At 74.1% G+C, this 13,543-nt stretch carries 11 protein-coding genes and 2 CRISPR repeat arrays; all 11 genes read left to right on the plus strand.

All coding sequences use genetic code 11. The features are described from left to right. Positions 1–254 precede the first annotated feature (254 nt). The 11 genes from I6A81_RS18900 to I6A81_RS44960 all read left to right on the plus strand — a co-directional run bounded on the left by I6A81_RS18900 (position 255) and on the right by I6A81_RS44960 (position 11,791). Positions 255–1,145 carry a hypothetical protein gene (locus I6A81_RS18900; RefSeq protein ID WP_202999926.1) on the plus strand — a complete coding sequence of 297 codons (891 nt, stop codon included), beginning with the start codon at positions 255–257 and terminating at the stop codon, positions 1,143–1,145. An 11-nt stretch (positions 1,146–1,156) separates the two neighbouring features. Beyond that, positions 1,157–2,041, plus strand: a complete 885-nt coding sequence (locus I6A81_RS18905) for a hypothetical protein (RefSeq protein WP_202999924.1) — start codon at positions 1,157–1,159, stop codon at positions 2,039–2,041. A 178-nt stretch (positions 2,042–2,219) separates the two neighbouring features. Beyond that, positions 2,220–3,077, plus strand: a complete 858-nt coding sequence (locus I6A81_RS18910) for an SAF domain-containing protein (protein ID WP_202999921.1) — start codon at positions 2,220–2,222, stop codon at positions 3,075–3,077. Further along, a complete protein-coding gene (locus tag I6A81_RS18915; RefSeq protein WP_238428260.1) occupies positions 3,074–4,648 on the plus strand; it encodes an ATPase, T2SS/T4P/T4SS family in 1,575 nt (524 codons plus the stop codon). Before I6A81_RS18910 ends, I6A81_RS18915 begins: the two co-directional genes overlap by 4 nt. Next, entirely contained in the window at positions 4,645–5,544 is a 900-nt protein-coding gene (locus tag I6A81_RS18920) for a type II secretion system F family protein (protein WP_202999919.1), read from the plus strand. The genes I6A81_RS18915 and I6A81_RS18920 overlap by 4 nt, the downstream gene beginning before the upstream one ends. After that, positions 5,544–6,428 carry a secretion system protein gene (locus I6A81_RS18925; RefSeq protein ID WP_202999917.1) on the plus strand — a complete coding sequence of 295 codons (885 nt, stop codon included), beginning with the start codon at positions 5,544–5,546 and terminating at the stop codon, positions 6,426–6,428. The genes I6A81_RS18920 and I6A81_RS18925 overlap by 1 nt, the downstream gene beginning before the upstream one ends. A gap of 49 nt (positions 6,429–6,477) precedes the next feature. Beyond that, positions 6,478–6,735 carry a hypothetical protein gene (locus I6A81_RS18930; protein WP_238428264.1) on the plus strand — a complete coding sequence of 86 codons (258 nt, stop codon included), beginning with the start codon at positions 6,478–6,480 and terminating at the stop codon, positions 6,733–6,735. Then, on the plus strand, positions 6,732–7,142 hold the full coding sequence (locus tag I6A81_RS18935; RefSeq protein WP_202999915.1) for a hypothetical protein: 411 nt from the start codon (positions 6,732–6,734) through the stop codon (positions 7,140–7,142). Before I6A81_RS18930 ends, I6A81_RS18935 begins: the two co-directional genes overlap by 4 nt. Next, complete coding sequence (locus I6A81_RS18940; protein WP_202999913.1) at positions 7,139–7,621, plus strand: TadE/TadG family type IV pilus assembly protein; 483 nt, start codon at positions 7,139–7,141, stop codon at positions 7,619–7,621. The genes I6A81_RS18935 and I6A81_RS18940 overlap by 4 nt, the downstream gene beginning before the upstream one ends. Continuing rightward, entirely contained in the window at positions 7,618–8,097 is a 480-nt protein-coding gene (locus I6A81_RS18945) for a hypothetical protein (protein WP_238428259.1), read from the plus strand. Before I6A81_RS18940 ends, I6A81_RS18945 begins: the two co-directional genes overlap by 4 nt. Positions 8,098–8,119: 22 nt before the next feature. Further along, the gene (locus I6A81_RS44960; RefSeq protein ID WP_202999911.1) at positions 8,120–11,791 is read left to right on the plus strand and encodes a hypothetical protein; all 3,672 of its coding nucleotides are present in this window, start codon (positions 8,120–8,122) and stop codon (positions 11,789–11,791) included. A gap of 84 nt (positions 11,792–11,875) precedes the next feature. Next, a CRISPR array of direct repeats spans positions 11,876–12,876; the repeat unit is 28 nt; unit sequence GGAAGATCCCCGCGCGGGCGGGGACGAC. 91 nt (positions 12,877–12,967) lie between these two features. After that, positions 12,968–13,483: direct repeats of the CRISPR family, unit length 28 nt; unit sequence GGAAGATCCCCGCGCGGGCGGGGACGAC. The last annotated feature ends 60 nt before the right edge of the window (positions 13,484–13,543 follow it).

Consider the following 13,543-nt stretch of genomic DNA (forward strand, 5'->3'; position numbering starts at 1 on the left):
GAAGAGGAGTGGACAGCCCGGTGGGCTGTGCGGCGGTCCGCGAATGCGCTCATGGTGAGGCCCTCGCGGGCTCTCCGCCACTCCGGTGACGGACGGTGTCCAACGGTCGGCAAAAGTTATCCACAGAGCTGGATCGTACGGCTATTCAAGCGCATATTCCTGTGGTACCACCCTTTCACGAAGGATTATTCCTGGCTACCCGGGCGGGATTCGCCCTGATGGCCGTTCACGCTCGGCCGGCCACCACCGGCCGAGTGGCTACGCTGCTCTGCCTTGTGGCGGAAACCTGGGTGGGCTGGGGTTTCGCCGCTCCTGCCGCTACGGCGGCGGGGCTCCAGCGTCTCAGTGCCGAGGCGTCCCAGTCGCGCTTGTTGGAGGACTCGTTGCATACCCGCCCGCGACCAGAATGCCGCGAGCCGAATGCCGTCGACAGCCGTCGTGTCCACATCAGGACACGGAACGTCCAGATGCGGACAGCGAATGACCAGATGTGGCCATCGCATTTCCACAACAGGACATCGCGCCTCCGCACGCGAACCGCCATGTTGGCGGTTCTGCTTGGCATGTGTCTGACCGCCGGTGCCTGCGGCGGCTCGGATGACGGCGACAGCCCTCCGCCGGTCTCGAGCCAGCCAGGCAGCACGACGACGGCGTCACCGGCGGACCCCGCAGCCGAAGTCCGCGCCGCCGTCACGGCGGCCCAGAAGCAGTACTACGACGCCTACCGAGCCGCCATGGCCAACCCACGCGACCAAGTCCTGGTCGAGGCCCTGCTCGCCGTCTATGTGGACGGGTCGGTGCCGGCTCGCAACATCCGGGGAGATGTCGCGTGGCTCGCTGAGCGCGGCTATGTCATCCGGCCAAGCGCCGACGACTACTACGTGATCGAGGACATCCACGTGGATGCGCCTCCACCTGCTGGGCGGGCTACCGCGACCGTCTGTGGCTACGACACCGGCACCGTCATCGACGGGGTCAACCGCGCGCCGGATGGCAAGGACATCGTCGTCAACAACACTCCGGCCAGCGGACGCACCCGTCTGATCTGGGTTGAACAGGGTGATGGCACCTGGAAGATCGACGGCGGCGAACTCGTCGACAGCTGGGAAGGCGAGAACCGGTGTCCGCCTCGGCCCGCCGGCTGACCGCAGCCCGCGTGACAACCGTGCTGGCCAGCTTCGCGCTCGTGGCCCTCTCAGCTGGCCCCGCCCGCGCGGACCGGCCCATCACCTTCTTCAACGGGGGCGTTGCCGGCGAGGGGGAAGCAAGGACCGACCAGGACCGGCAGCAGCTTCTCGCCTCGGTCTCGGCAGGGAACGCCGGGCCCAGCCCCGCAGGCGGAGACGGTGTCGTCGAGCCGGTGCCGAGTTGTGTGTGGCAGCCGAGTACAGCGGTAACCGGCACGATCGGCCAGGTGGTTCCCGAGAACGGCCAGGTGCACGAGGCCGATCGGGTAGAGCCGGATGGGTCGACGTCGCGGCTCTACGCCCGAATCTGCGAGGACGGCACAGTCACGAGCTGGCAGTGGTTCGCCCTGGCCGACGTGCCGAGTGTGCGGGCCTCAGCGGTCGACGACGTGCGCCGTCGGTTGCCGTTGCCCGAGCCGGTGCTCTCGCCGGACCTCGCCCGGGGCCTGGTCGTGAACGTGGCGACCTGGTTCGCCGCCCCGGCGGGCCAGTGGACCGCGGTCACGGGCTCGGCTGAGGCACTGGGCCTGTCGGTGACGGTGACGGCTACCCCGGTGGAGTTGGTCTTCGACCCGGGTGACGGCGCCGCGCCGGTCACCTGCGCCGGCCCGGGTCCGACGTTCGACGCGTCCGGGCCGGCGCCGACCGCCGCGCCGGACTGTTCCTACGTCTACCGCGATGCCTCGTCGGCGGCTCCGAACGGCCGGTTCTGGCCGGCGTCGCTGTCGATCCGCTGGTCGGTCACCTGGGCGGCCAGTGACGGCCAGGAGGGCGTCCTCGAGCCCCTGATCACCACGACTCCGCTGGAGGCCGTGGTCCGCGAGTACCAGGCCCTGGAGAGAAACGGTTCATGATCACAGCCCTGACCCCGCCGCTCACCCTCGCCGGCGGCCAACGCTCCGAGATGCCACCCACTCCAACCAGACCTCACGCCCACCGGCCAGCCAGCTTGCGGCCGACCGTTCACCTCGGCGATGGACAGCGACCGGCGAACCCGCTGGGGGCCTGCGAGTGGCGGGCGGGTGGTGGGTGATGGCCTACACCGATCACTGGGACGACGCCGACCTGGATGACGGTCTTGACACCGCGGGCAGGTCGACACCGAGGCAACCCGGGCGGCGGTGGGGTGGGGTGTTGGCCGGGCTGCTGCTCGCGGTGCTGGGCGCGGGCGGGGCGTTGTGGCTCGGATCTGGCGGGCAGCAGATGGTGGACGCGGTGGCGCTGGCCCGGCCTGTCGCGCGCGGGCAGGTGGTGACGGCGGGCGACCTGGCGCAGGTCCGGGTCGCGGCGGACGGCGGCGCGGTACGGCTGGCGACCCCGGCGACGGCGCGGGATCTTCTGCTGGGCCGGCAGGCACTGGTGGATCTTCCGGCGGGGACGTTGCTGACGCCGGAGCTGGTGGGTTCGGTGGCCGGACCCGCGGGAACGTTGACGCTCGGCGTCGCGGTGGATCCGGCGGGGTTGCCGTCGTCGGCGCTGCGCCCGGGTGAGCGGGTCGACGTCGTCGGGGTCGACCCGGTGACGAAGACCGCGGTGACGCTGGCGCGCGCCGTGACGGTGACCGAGGTCGGTCGCCCGTCGGGTACTTCCGGGACCGGGGAGACGGTTGTCTACCTGGCGGTTCCCGCGGAGCTGGCGGCCCGGGTCGCGACGGTGGCCGCGGTGAGTCCCGGGGTTCGTCTGCTGGGCGCTACCTCCCCCGATGTCATGGGGGATCCGAACACCGGCGGGAGAGGTGGGGCCGCGACGGTCAACCCCACGACGACCGTTCCTTCCGCTGGCCCGGCCGGCACACCGACCGGGTATCCGTCCGCGACGCCGACCCGCGCAGCCGTCAGTACGACGAGCAGCGGCGACGGGTTCGCTGGCACGGCCGGGAGTGGTCGATGATGCCCCCTCCCCGTCCCTCGAACAGCGACACCGCCGGCCACCTGGCGGGTCGGGCGGCGCAGGACCGTGGCGGGCCGGCGCCGGTCGCGGCCCGGGCCACGAGCTCGATGCCCGCGTCGGCGGGCCGGCGGTCAGGTCCCGGGCGGGCGCCGCTGACGGCGGAGACCACGGCACCCGGGACAGCCGACGTGCGGTGGCCGGCGGCGGGCAGGTTGTCGGACCGGCCATCGGTCGGGCTGATCGACGACAAGCTGGTCGAGGCCTATGTGGCCCGGATCGGGGAGCTGGTCGACGCGCGGTTGACGCAGGCCCGCCGCACGGGAATGCCGGTGCGGGCCGCGGAGCGGGGCGCACTCGTCGAGGAGACGATCACCGCGGTGCTCGTCGCGGCCCGCCAGCAGGCAGCGGCCGAGGGCCGGCCCGCGTTGCTGCCGACGGTGGAGGACGTGATCCGGCGGCGGGCGCGCGCGGCGCGGGCGGAGCTGGGGCCGCTGGGTCCGGCGTTGACGGCGGCGCACCGGTGGAGCGACGTCGAGGTCAACGGCGCGGTCAACATGATCTGCACCGATCGGACCAGCGGCCAGCGGGTCGAGTCCCCGTCTCCGTTCGCCTCCGACGAGGAGGTGTGGGAGTGGGCGGCCGGGCACGCGGCGCTGGCCGGTCGGCGGTTCGACGAGGCCAACCCGTCGGTCCGGTTCCGGCTGCCGAACGGGGTGCGGGTGCACGCGGTCGGCCGGGTCACCTCGCTGACCCATCTGGACTGCCGGCTGTTCACCCCCGCGCTGGACACCCTGATGGGCCTGGCCGGGACCGGGATGTGCGGACCCGATCTGGTGGCGCTGTTGGCGGCGACCGCGGCGCTACAGGTCCCGTTCGGCCTGGTCATCTCCGGTGGGACCGGGGCTGGGAAGACCACCTTGCTGCGCGCCTGGGCGAACGCGACCCCGACCGACCGGGCGTTGGAGCGGGTCGTGGTCGTCGAGGACGAGGCCGAGCTGTTTCTGGACCGGACCCGGTGGCGCAACCTGGTCGAGTTCGAGGCCCGCGAGGCGAACGTCGACGGCCGGGGCGAATATCCCATGGAGCGGTATCTGACCGCGGATCTGCGCCGCCAGACCCCGGGGCGGGTGCTGCTCGGGGAGCTCAAACCCGACGGCGGCGTGCTGCCCCTGCTGCTCGCCGCCGGGCAGGGCATCGCCCACGGCGTCGCGACCACGGTTCACGCCCCGAGCGCCGCCGACGTCATCGGCCGGCTGCGGACCTACGCCGCGATCAGCTCACGCACCGTCCCCGAGACCGTGGTGCTCGAGACGATCGCGGCGACGGTCGACCTGGTCGTCCACGTCGCCCAACACCCCGCCGGCCGGGTGGTCACCAGCATCCGGGAGATCGGCGAGTACCGGGCCGGCTCCGTCAGCTCCGCCGAGCTGTGGCGCTGGCACCCCCGCGCCGCCCGGGCCGTACGCACCGAGGTCGACCTGTCCGAGCAGCTGACCGCCAAACTCGCCACCGTCACCGACCCCGACCAGTTCCGCCCCCGGCGCTCGGCGCCGACTGGCGGTGCGTGGTGAGCGGCGGGCTGCGGGTCCTCGCGCTGGCCTGCGCCGGCGGCACGGCCGGAGCCGGAGTCGCGCTGCTGGTACTGGCGGTGTCCGGCCACCTGACCTGGCCAGCCAGCCGGCCTACCGGCAGCGCCTCGCGGCGGCGGCAGCGGACCGGCGGCGGGGATGGTGTCGCCGACCGGTGGGGGTCGCTGCCGGCGGAGGCCGGTCCGGTCGGGGCGGTGGCCGGTGCGGGCCTGGTCGTGGGGGTGCTGGTTGGGCTGCCGGTGCTCGCGCTGGTCGCCGGCGGGCTGGCGTGGCTGGCCCGTGAGGCACGCGGTGTGCGGACGGTACCGGCGGTCAACGAGCTCGGGGAGGCAGTCGCGACCTGGTGCGAAACCGTCCGCCAGGAACTCGACGCCGGCCAGCCACTGCGCGCCGCGGTCGCCGCCTCCTGCCAGCTACCGCCGCCACCGCTGGCCGCTCCGCTGACGGCGCTGGCCCGTCACCTCGACGCCCAGCAATCTCTACCCACGGCGCTGGCGGCGTTCCACCGCGAGACGGCCCATCCGGCGGTCGGCCAGGTCGTGGCCGCGTTGACACTGGCCTACCGGCACGGCGCGGGCGAGCTGGGCCGGCTGATGGCCAGCCAGGTCGAGGCCACCCGTCACCGGGTAGCGGTCGTGCGGGATCTGCATGCCGGCCGGGCTCGGCATCGCCGGGCGATGGCCCTGCTCCTTGGCCTGTTCGCGCTGACCACCGCCGCCCTGCTCGCTGCCTGGCCCGCTCTGCTGACCCCGTACCGCACCCCGTGGGGCCAGCTTGTCCTCGGCGCGGACCTGGCGCTCGTCGGAGCGGCCGTGCGCGCGCTACTGCGCCGCTCCCGCCCGCCCACGGTCCCCGACTTCTTCCACCGGGAGGCGTGATGCATGGTCTGCCCGCGGCCGGGCTGCTGACCGGGCTGTGCGGCGCGGTCGCCGTCACCGGTCTCTACCTGGCCCTGCGCGCCGCGCTCGCCCCGCCTGCCCCGCTGTCGTCTGGTCGGCCGAAGCGGTGGACGCGGGCTGGCGCGGCCTGGCTCACCGCTCGGGTCACCGACACCGCCGGGACGGCACGGGCGCGGCGGCTGCTGCTCGCCGATGATCTCGCGGTCGCCGGTCGTGACCCCGTCGTCCATACCGCCGTCCGGGTCACCCATGCCACGATCGCCGCGCTTGCTGGCGCGCTGCTCGCCGTCGCCGCGGCGCTCACCGGGCTGCCGCTGCCGTCCCTGATCGGCCCGGTGCTCGTCGCGTTGGCGGTCCCGGTCGGGGTGCTGGTCGCAGACCGGCCGGTCCGGACGGTCGCGAAGGCGCGGCGGCAGGAGGCACGGCTCGCGGTCGCCGCCTACCTCGACCTCGTCCGCGTCCTGCTCGCCGGCGGCCTCACCCTGCACGCCGCACTACGCCTGGCCGCCGACGCCGGCACCGGCTGGGCCTTCACCCAGATCCGCGCCGCCCTCGACACCGCCGCCACCCGACGCCAACCCCCCGACAGCGGCCTCGACCAGCTCGCCGCCCGCATCCCGCTGCCGGAATGGCGCGAGCTACGACTCACCGTCACCTCGGCCCTGCGCGGCGCCTCCCCCGTCCTCGCCATGGAATCCAAAGCTACCCACCTACGGGCCACCGAAGCCGCCGACGCCCGCGCCCAGGCCGCCACCGCCGACGCCGAACTCGAACTCCCCGCCGCCACGGTCGCCCTCGCCTTCGTCGCGTTCCTGACCTACCCCCTGCTCGCCGTCCTGACCGCCACCGGCATCACCCCGTAACAACGCACCGACCTGCCTACCCCTCGCAGGAGAAAGGAGCGTGACCGCCATGCGCCGCCTCGGCGTGCACCTCACCCTCACCACACTCTGGCTCACCGCCCTCCCCGGGCGGCTCGCCGACCGGATCGCCACCGTCGACGCCCGGGCCCGCGCGGCGCGCCGCGACCGGGGCGACGCGCTGGCCACAGCGGTCATCACCGTCGGCCTCGTCCTCATCGCCGCCGCCGTCATCTACATCATCCGGCAGAAGGCCGTCGACACCGCGAACAACATCTGCACCAACACCGACCCCACCACTTGCCAATGAACATCCACCACCGCTGGCGACCAGACCGCGACCCGCGCCGGGACCGGGGCGCCAGCCCGGTGGAACTGGCCCTGGTCATGAGCGCGGTACTCGCCCTGTTCACGCTGGTCCTGGTGTTCGGGATGCGCTGGCTCGCCACCCAGGCCGCCGCCACCGCCGCTGGGCGCGCCCTCGAAACCGCACAGTCCCTCGACGGCACCGACCCCGCCGCCACCCAGGTCGCCACCGCGCTCGCCCACTCCAGCCGCGCCGTCACCGACGTCGACGTCCACATCGACCGCGACACCACCACCGGCACGGTCACCGTGCGCGTCACCGTCCACGCCCTGCTCGGCGGCGCCGTCACCCGCACCGCTACCGGCCCCGCTACCCGCTTCCTCCCCCAGACCCAGGCCCAGCTTCCATGACGGCGGCTACGACCCGCGGCTACCGCCGACCGGCCGCCGGGCGACGACGTGGCGCCGCCGGCGGCGGCGACCGTGGCTCGTTCTCGGTCGAGCTGGCACTCGCCTGGCCGATCCTGATCCTCGGACTGCTCGTCCTCGCCGTCGCCGCCACCAGCGTCGGCGCGCGCACCGACGTCGCCCGCGCCGCCCGCGAAGCCGCCCGCGCCGCCTCCCTCGCGACCACGCCTGAGCAGGCCAGCGCGATCGCGGACGCCACCGCCCGCGCGAACCTCGCCACCGGCACCTGCACCGACGTCGTCATCCACACCGGCCTCACCGCCACCGGCCCCACACCCGGCGACCTCGGCCTGGTCACCGTCACCGTCAGCTGCCGGACCCGCCCGATCCCCGGCCTCGGCCTGACCCGTGAACTGCGCGCGACCGGTGACGCCGTTCTCGACCGCTACCGGGGTGGCCTCACCCTCCCCGTCGCCCCATGAGCACTCCCCCGACGCCGGCCGCCACAGGGCAAGACCCGGCCGACGCCACGGGCACGGTCCCCCCGTATCCGGCGGCCCGGCGCCGGGATGCGGGGACGGTCAGCCTGACGATGACCATCCTGTTCGCCAGTGCCCTGCTGCTCGCCGCGCTGATTTTCGACGCTGGCCGTGCCCTGGATGCCGCCGGCCACGCCTCGGACCTCGCCGCCGCCGCGGCCCGGGCCGGCGCCCAGGCCCTCGACGAGACCAGCCTGCGCGCCGGCATCCCCGTCCTCGATCCGGCGCGGGCCGCCGCGTATGTGGACACCTATCTCGCCCGCCACCCCGAGGCGACCCTGACCGCGCTCACCGTCGACGGCCTGGCCGTCACCGTCACCGTCACCACGCGCGTCGACTACCAGCTCCTCGACGTCCTCGGCCTCGACCACGCCACCGTCACCCAGATCCGCACCGCCATCGCCATCACCGGCCCCTGACCCATCCTTAGGGAGTCAGCCCATGCCCCGTCGGGCCACCTCCACCCGAACCGCCCCGCCACCTCGCCGCCCCGCCGGCCGGCCCAGACCGGGCGACATCGTGCGCAGCCTGCTCGCGCTGGCCAGCCTCGTCGGCTTCCTCGGCGGAGTGCCGCTGCTGCTGTGGGCGTGGCGGGCCAACCCGCTGCCGACCACCTGGCAGCCAGGCCGCTGGTGGGACCTGCTCCAGGCCGGCTACCTCCACCCCGACGTCGCGCCCAACACACTGGCGGCCACCGCCTGGCTGCTATGGGCCTGGCTCACCCTCTGCATCGCCTGGGAAGTCGTCACCCAGGCCACCGCCGCTCATCAGCGCGCCCGCCGACACCGAGACCGCCGCCGAGCCGCGACGTGGCCCGCCCGCACCGCGCCGTCCACCACCGCCACCGCGCCCAGCCACCCGCCCACCCCTGTGGGCGCGCGGGTCCCGCCGACCCGCTCCGCTGGACGCGCACATCGCCCTGGGCCCGCTTCCAGGAAGCGCACGTCCCCGCGACCGCGCATGCCGGAAGCTCTCGGCGTCGCCGGGCAGCCCACCGCCCTGCCAGGCCGGGTGCCGAGCGGTCGTCAGCGCGGCGCGCCGGCGCCCCATGCGGTCCGCCGAGGCACGGCCCGCTGGGTCGCCACCGCCGGCGTCGCGTTCACCCTGCTGTCCGCCCGCCCCGCCCTCGCCACCACCACGGCCACCGCCATCCCCGCGACGAACCAACCCCCAGCAGCCACCGCCCCAGCGACCCCGGCCGGCTGGCTGCCCACCCTCACCCCCGACCACACCAACCCGACCTCCGCCCCACCCCCCACCACACCCGTCGACTCCGACAGCCCAGCTCTGGTCACCTCCGCGGAGCTCGTCCCGACAGCGCCCAGCTACACCGTCCAGGTCGGCGACACCCTCTGGGCCATCACCGACACCGCCTACCCCGACGCCACCGACCCCCAGCTCCCTCGCCTCGTCGACACCGTCTTCACCACCAACCGCGACGCCACCGACCCCGCCGGCCGCCGTCTCACCGACCCGGATGTGATCAACCCTGGCATGGTCCTCGCCCTGCCCACCCTCACCAGCGACCAGCCCGCCCCGCCAGCGCCTCAGGACCAGCCAACCCCCGCCCCAGCCGACGTCCCACCACCTGGCAGCCCGGCGCCCGCGGTCCCCGCTTCGCCGGCCGCCGGCCCAACCAACCAGCCGCCGACGCGCACCGACGCCCCCAGCCCCACGGCACCCGCCACACCGAGCACCGATCCGGCTTCCAACCCGACGCGGAGCACCACTCCCACACCCGGACTGGCCGGCCCGCTCTCGAGCGCACCGACGCCGCTCGCCTCCAGCAACCCGACGGCCCCGACCCCCGCGCCTACCCACGATCCAGCGGTCGGGCACGGCGAACACAGCGGCCTCGACCCCTGGCGCCTCGTCGCCGGGATCGGCACAAGCGGACTGCTCGCCGCCGCCATCCTCGGCGCCGTCACCCAACGGCGCCGCCACCGCGACCGGCAGACCACCATCGACACCGCCCCACCACGGCCCGACCCGGACACCGCCGCGCTCCACACCGCCCTGCTCGCCACCGCCACCAGCGACCCGACCAGCCGGCTCGACCACGCCCTACGCGCCCTCGCCACCCTGCACACCGACACGGACACCGCCGGCCCCGTGCCCCAGGTGATGCTCACCCTCCCCGACGGCACCCTCGACGTGTTCCTGCGCGACCCACTGCCCACCCCGCCGGCGCCCTGGGAAGCCGACGCGCACGGCCAGGTCTGGACCCTGCCCCCAGGCGCCACCCTCCCGCCCGTCGACGCCGGCAACCCACCGCCCTGCCCCGCGCTCGTCGGGCTCGGCACCCAGCCTGATGGCGCCGCAGTCCACGCCGACCTCGAAGCCCTCGGCACGCTGACCCTCGACCCCGCCGGCCACAGCCCCGACGCCCTCACCGGCCTCACCCGCGCCCTGCTCACCACCCTCACGCTCAGCCCTCTCGCCGCCACCCCCACCATCCGCACCCTGGGACTCGACCCCGCCGGCCTCGCCAGCGAGGACCGCGTCCACCCCGCCACGTCTCTCGCCGACCTACGGGCCGCCACCACCAGCGAGATCACCCACCTGCGCAACGACCTCACCACCGTCACCAGCGCCACCACCACGTTCGCCGCCCGCGCCGTCATCCCCCTCGAGAACTGGGAACCCACCGTCGTCCTCGTCGCCACCGAACCCACCGACGACCTCGACCACGACCTGCTTACAGACCTCGCCGCCCTCGCGGGCCCCGGAAGCACCGGCCTCGCCCTCGTCCAACCCTCCGCCCCCGGCCACACCTCCACCTGGCGCCTCACCCTGCTCGACCCCACCTCCACCGATCAGTCGCCCTCCGCGGGCGACGACCCCGACAACGACGAACACCACGACGTCGACCACGAGCACGACGTCGACGGGGACAGGGCAGGCGACCGGCCGGCCCAGGCCGCGAACGGCGCCGGGGCGGCCCTATCACGTTGGCGGCTCGATCCGCTCGGCCTCACCCTCACCCCACCGACCCTGGCCGCCGCCGAACTCGACGCCGTCTGCGCCCTACTCGCCGACGTAGCCCAGCCACCCGTCCCAGCCCCACCGCCAGCGGCCTCCACCGCCGACACCGACGACAGACCGCCGAGCACCGCAACCTCGACCGTCGACCCACCGCCGGCCGCGAACGGGACAGCACCCACCGGCCCCACCAGCGGCCAGCCTCCACAGACCTCCGCCGATGAGGGCGCCACCGCCCTGGCACCGACGCCCGGCACACCCGCCAGCAACGGGCTGACCGCGGAATCGTCCAACGGCCAAACCCAGGTCAGCCCACCGCCTTACGCCGAACCCGACTGGCAAGTCATGATCCACCTCTACGGACCGCCCAACGCCACCAACCGCGCCGGCGAACACCCCACCGGAGAACTCGCCCGCGAACGCACCCTCGAAGTCCTCGCCTGGCTCGCCACCCACCGCGACCGCACCCGCACCAACCTCGAAACCGCCCTCTGGCAGCAACGGCGCCCCCTCCCCCGCTCCGTCAACAACCAGCTCGGCCTCGCCCGCCGCGTCCTCATCCACCTCACCGGCGACCCCGACCGCGCCTGGATCCCCTCCGGCCAGACCGTCCTACGCCTACACCCCGCCGTCGTCACCGACCTCGACCTGCTCACCCACCGCCTCCACTACGCCCAAACCCACCGCGCCCACCCCAACGCCGTGATCCCCGTCCTCACCGACGCCCTCGACCTGCTCGCCGGAACCCCCGCCCTCTACCCCTGGGTGGACGCCGAGTTCGGCTCCGAGCTGACCACCACCGCCATCCGCGCCGCCCTCCTCCTCTCCGAGCTCCACCTCGACAACGGCGACCACCAAGCCGTGCTCGCCGCGACCACCCGCGGCCTGGCGATCCAGCCCGCCCACCCCGGACTGTTCGCCCTACGCCTCCGCGCCCACCACGCCGCCGGCGACCCCACCGCCGTCACCGCCGACTACCGCGCCTACCTCCGCGCCGAACAAGCCGACGACCCCGACGCAGACACCGACCCCGACCTCGCCCACCTCCACCACACCCTCACGAGAAACACCCGCCGGCCCCGGCCGACCGCCACCAGCTCCCGCGACGCCGACGATCTTGACCCCTGGTAGAAGCTCAAACCGCTGACAGCAAATGTGACAGCGACAAGGGACAGCGTCGCCCCGCCCGGCAGGCGCGCCGGGAGCATGGCGCGTGGAAGATCCCCGCGCGGGCGGGGACGACACCGTCTTCGCCCAGGCCATCCGGTCGTACCAGGGAAGATCCCCGCGCGGGCGGGGACGACTTGATCCCGGAGTTACCGAGCCCGAACCGCTGGGAAGATCCCCGCGCGGGCGGGGACGACCAGCGCATCTCGCTGAACGAGACACCGAGGCGCGGAAGATCCCCGCGCGGGCGGGGACGACTACGTCGCACCCGGCGACGCGCAGACCGTCGCGGGAAGATCCCCGCGCGGGCGGGGACGACGTGCAGGACGGGCCCAACAACCCGCACGACTGGGGAAGATCCCCGCGCGGGCGGGGACGACCCCGCGAGCAGCAGCTTGCGCAGCTCGTAGGACGGAAGATCCCCGCGCGGGCGGGGACGACGACTTGGTCTACCAGCAGATCGATAACCCCGAGGGAAGATCCCCGCGCGGGCGGGGACGACCCAGGCGCCAGCGCCTCGATAAGCAGACCGAAGGGAAGATCCCCGCGCGGGCGGGGACGACTACACGCACAGCGTGTTCATCACGCCCATCGAGGGAAGATCCCCGCGCGGGCGGGGACGACCCGTTGGTGGCGAGGTTGCCGGTGTCGCCGCCGGGAAGATCCCCGCGCGGGCGGGGACGACACTACACCTGAGCCGAGTTGGTCCATGCGGGACGGAAGATCCCCGCGCGGGCGGGGACGACGATGGCGCGCATCTCCGAACCCCCTCGGCGTCGGGAAGATCCCCGCGCGGGCGGGGGCGACACCGCCGTGCCGATGGAAACGGCCCGGGTGCCGGGAAGATCCCCGCGCGGGCGGGGACGACGACCAAGCTCCAGCACACCCCGACCGGCGGGGAAGATCCCCGCACGGGCGGGGACGACGCCCTGGCTGGTACGAGCGGGAGACGACGCGGCGGAAGATCCCCGCGCGGGCGGGGACGACGTACGGGATGGAGCCGACCCATCCGAGGGCGGGGGAAGATCCCCGCGCGGGCGGGGACGACGTGACCTATCGTGGCGGAGACTGGTACGACCATGGAAGATCCCCGCGGGCGGGGACGACTGGGAGGCACGGCGGGCGCCATCGTCGCGGACAGGAAGATCCCCGCGCGGGCGGGGACGACACCCAGTGGTCATCCGGCGGCACGTCAGGGTCGGGAAGATCCCCGCGCGGGCGGGGACGACCAGCGTCGCCAAGCTGCCAGGCAAGACCGAAGGGGAAGATCCCCGCGCGGGCGGGGACGACGCGTTGGAACTGGCCTGGGATGGCTCCTCCGGAGGAAGATCCCCGCGCGGGCGGGGACGACGTCCAGTCCAGCCACAGCGGAACCCGCCAGTAGGGAAGATCCCCGCGCGGGCGGGGACGACGCGGTTATCGTCTGCCAGACGACACGCCGCCGCGGAAGATCCCCGCGCGGGCGGGGACGACGCGCCTCGCGCACCACGTCAGGGACCAAGCCAGGGAAGATCCCCGCGCGGGCGGGGACGACTAGTTACGGGCCCGGCCCGCGTTACGCGACCAGGGAAGATCCCTGCGCGGGCGGGGACGACACACGCGAGGCCCCGCCGACGGTCCGGCTGGTAGGAAGATCCCCGCGCGGGCGGGGACGACACACGCGAGGCCCCGCCGACGGTCCGGCTGGTAGGAAGATCCCCGCGCGGGCGGGGACGA

The organism is Frankia nepalensis (assembly GCF_016786325.1).
GTDB classification, from domain to species: Bacteria; Actinomycetota; Actinomycetes; order Frankiales; family Frankiaceae; genus Pseudofrankia; species Pseudofrankia nepalensis.

What these genes read in the sequence shown, in the direction of transcription:
- I6A81_RS18915 (WP_238428260.1), top strand. Translation starts at nt 3,074, where the DNA reads ATGATGCCCCCTCCCCGTCCCTCGAACAGCGACACCGCCGGCCACCTG.
- I6A81_RS18940 (WP_202999913.1), top strand. Translation starts at nt 7,139, where the DNA reads ATGACGGCGGCTACGACCCGCGGCTACCGCCGACCGGCCGCCGGGCGA.
- I6A81_RS18945 (WP_238428259.1), top strand. Translation starts at nt 7,618, where the DNA reads ATGAGCACTCCCCCGACGCCGGCCGCCACAGGGCAAGACCCGGCCGAC.
- I6A81_RS18935 (WP_202999915.1), top strand. Translation starts at nt 6,732, where the DNA reads ATGAACATCCACCACCGCTGGCGACCAGACCGCGACCCGCGCCGGGAC.
- I6A81_RS18910 (WP_202999921.1), top strand. Translation starts at nt 2,220, where the DNA reads ATGGCCTACACCGATCACTGGGACGACGCCGACCTGGATGACGGTCTT.
- I6A81_RS44960 (WP_202999911.1), top strand. Translation starts at nt 8,120, where the DNA reads ATGCCCCGTCGGGCCACCTCCACCCGAACCGCCCCGCCACCTCGCCGC.
- I6A81_RS18930 (WP_238428264.1), top strand. Translation starts at nt 6,478, where the DNA reads ATGCGCCGCCTCGGCGTGCACCTCACCCTCACCACACTCTGGCTCACC.
- I6A81_RS18925 (WP_202999917.1), top strand. Translation starts at nt 5,544, where the DNA reads ATGCATGGTCTGCCCGCGGCCGGGCTGCTGACCGGGCTGTGCGGCGCG.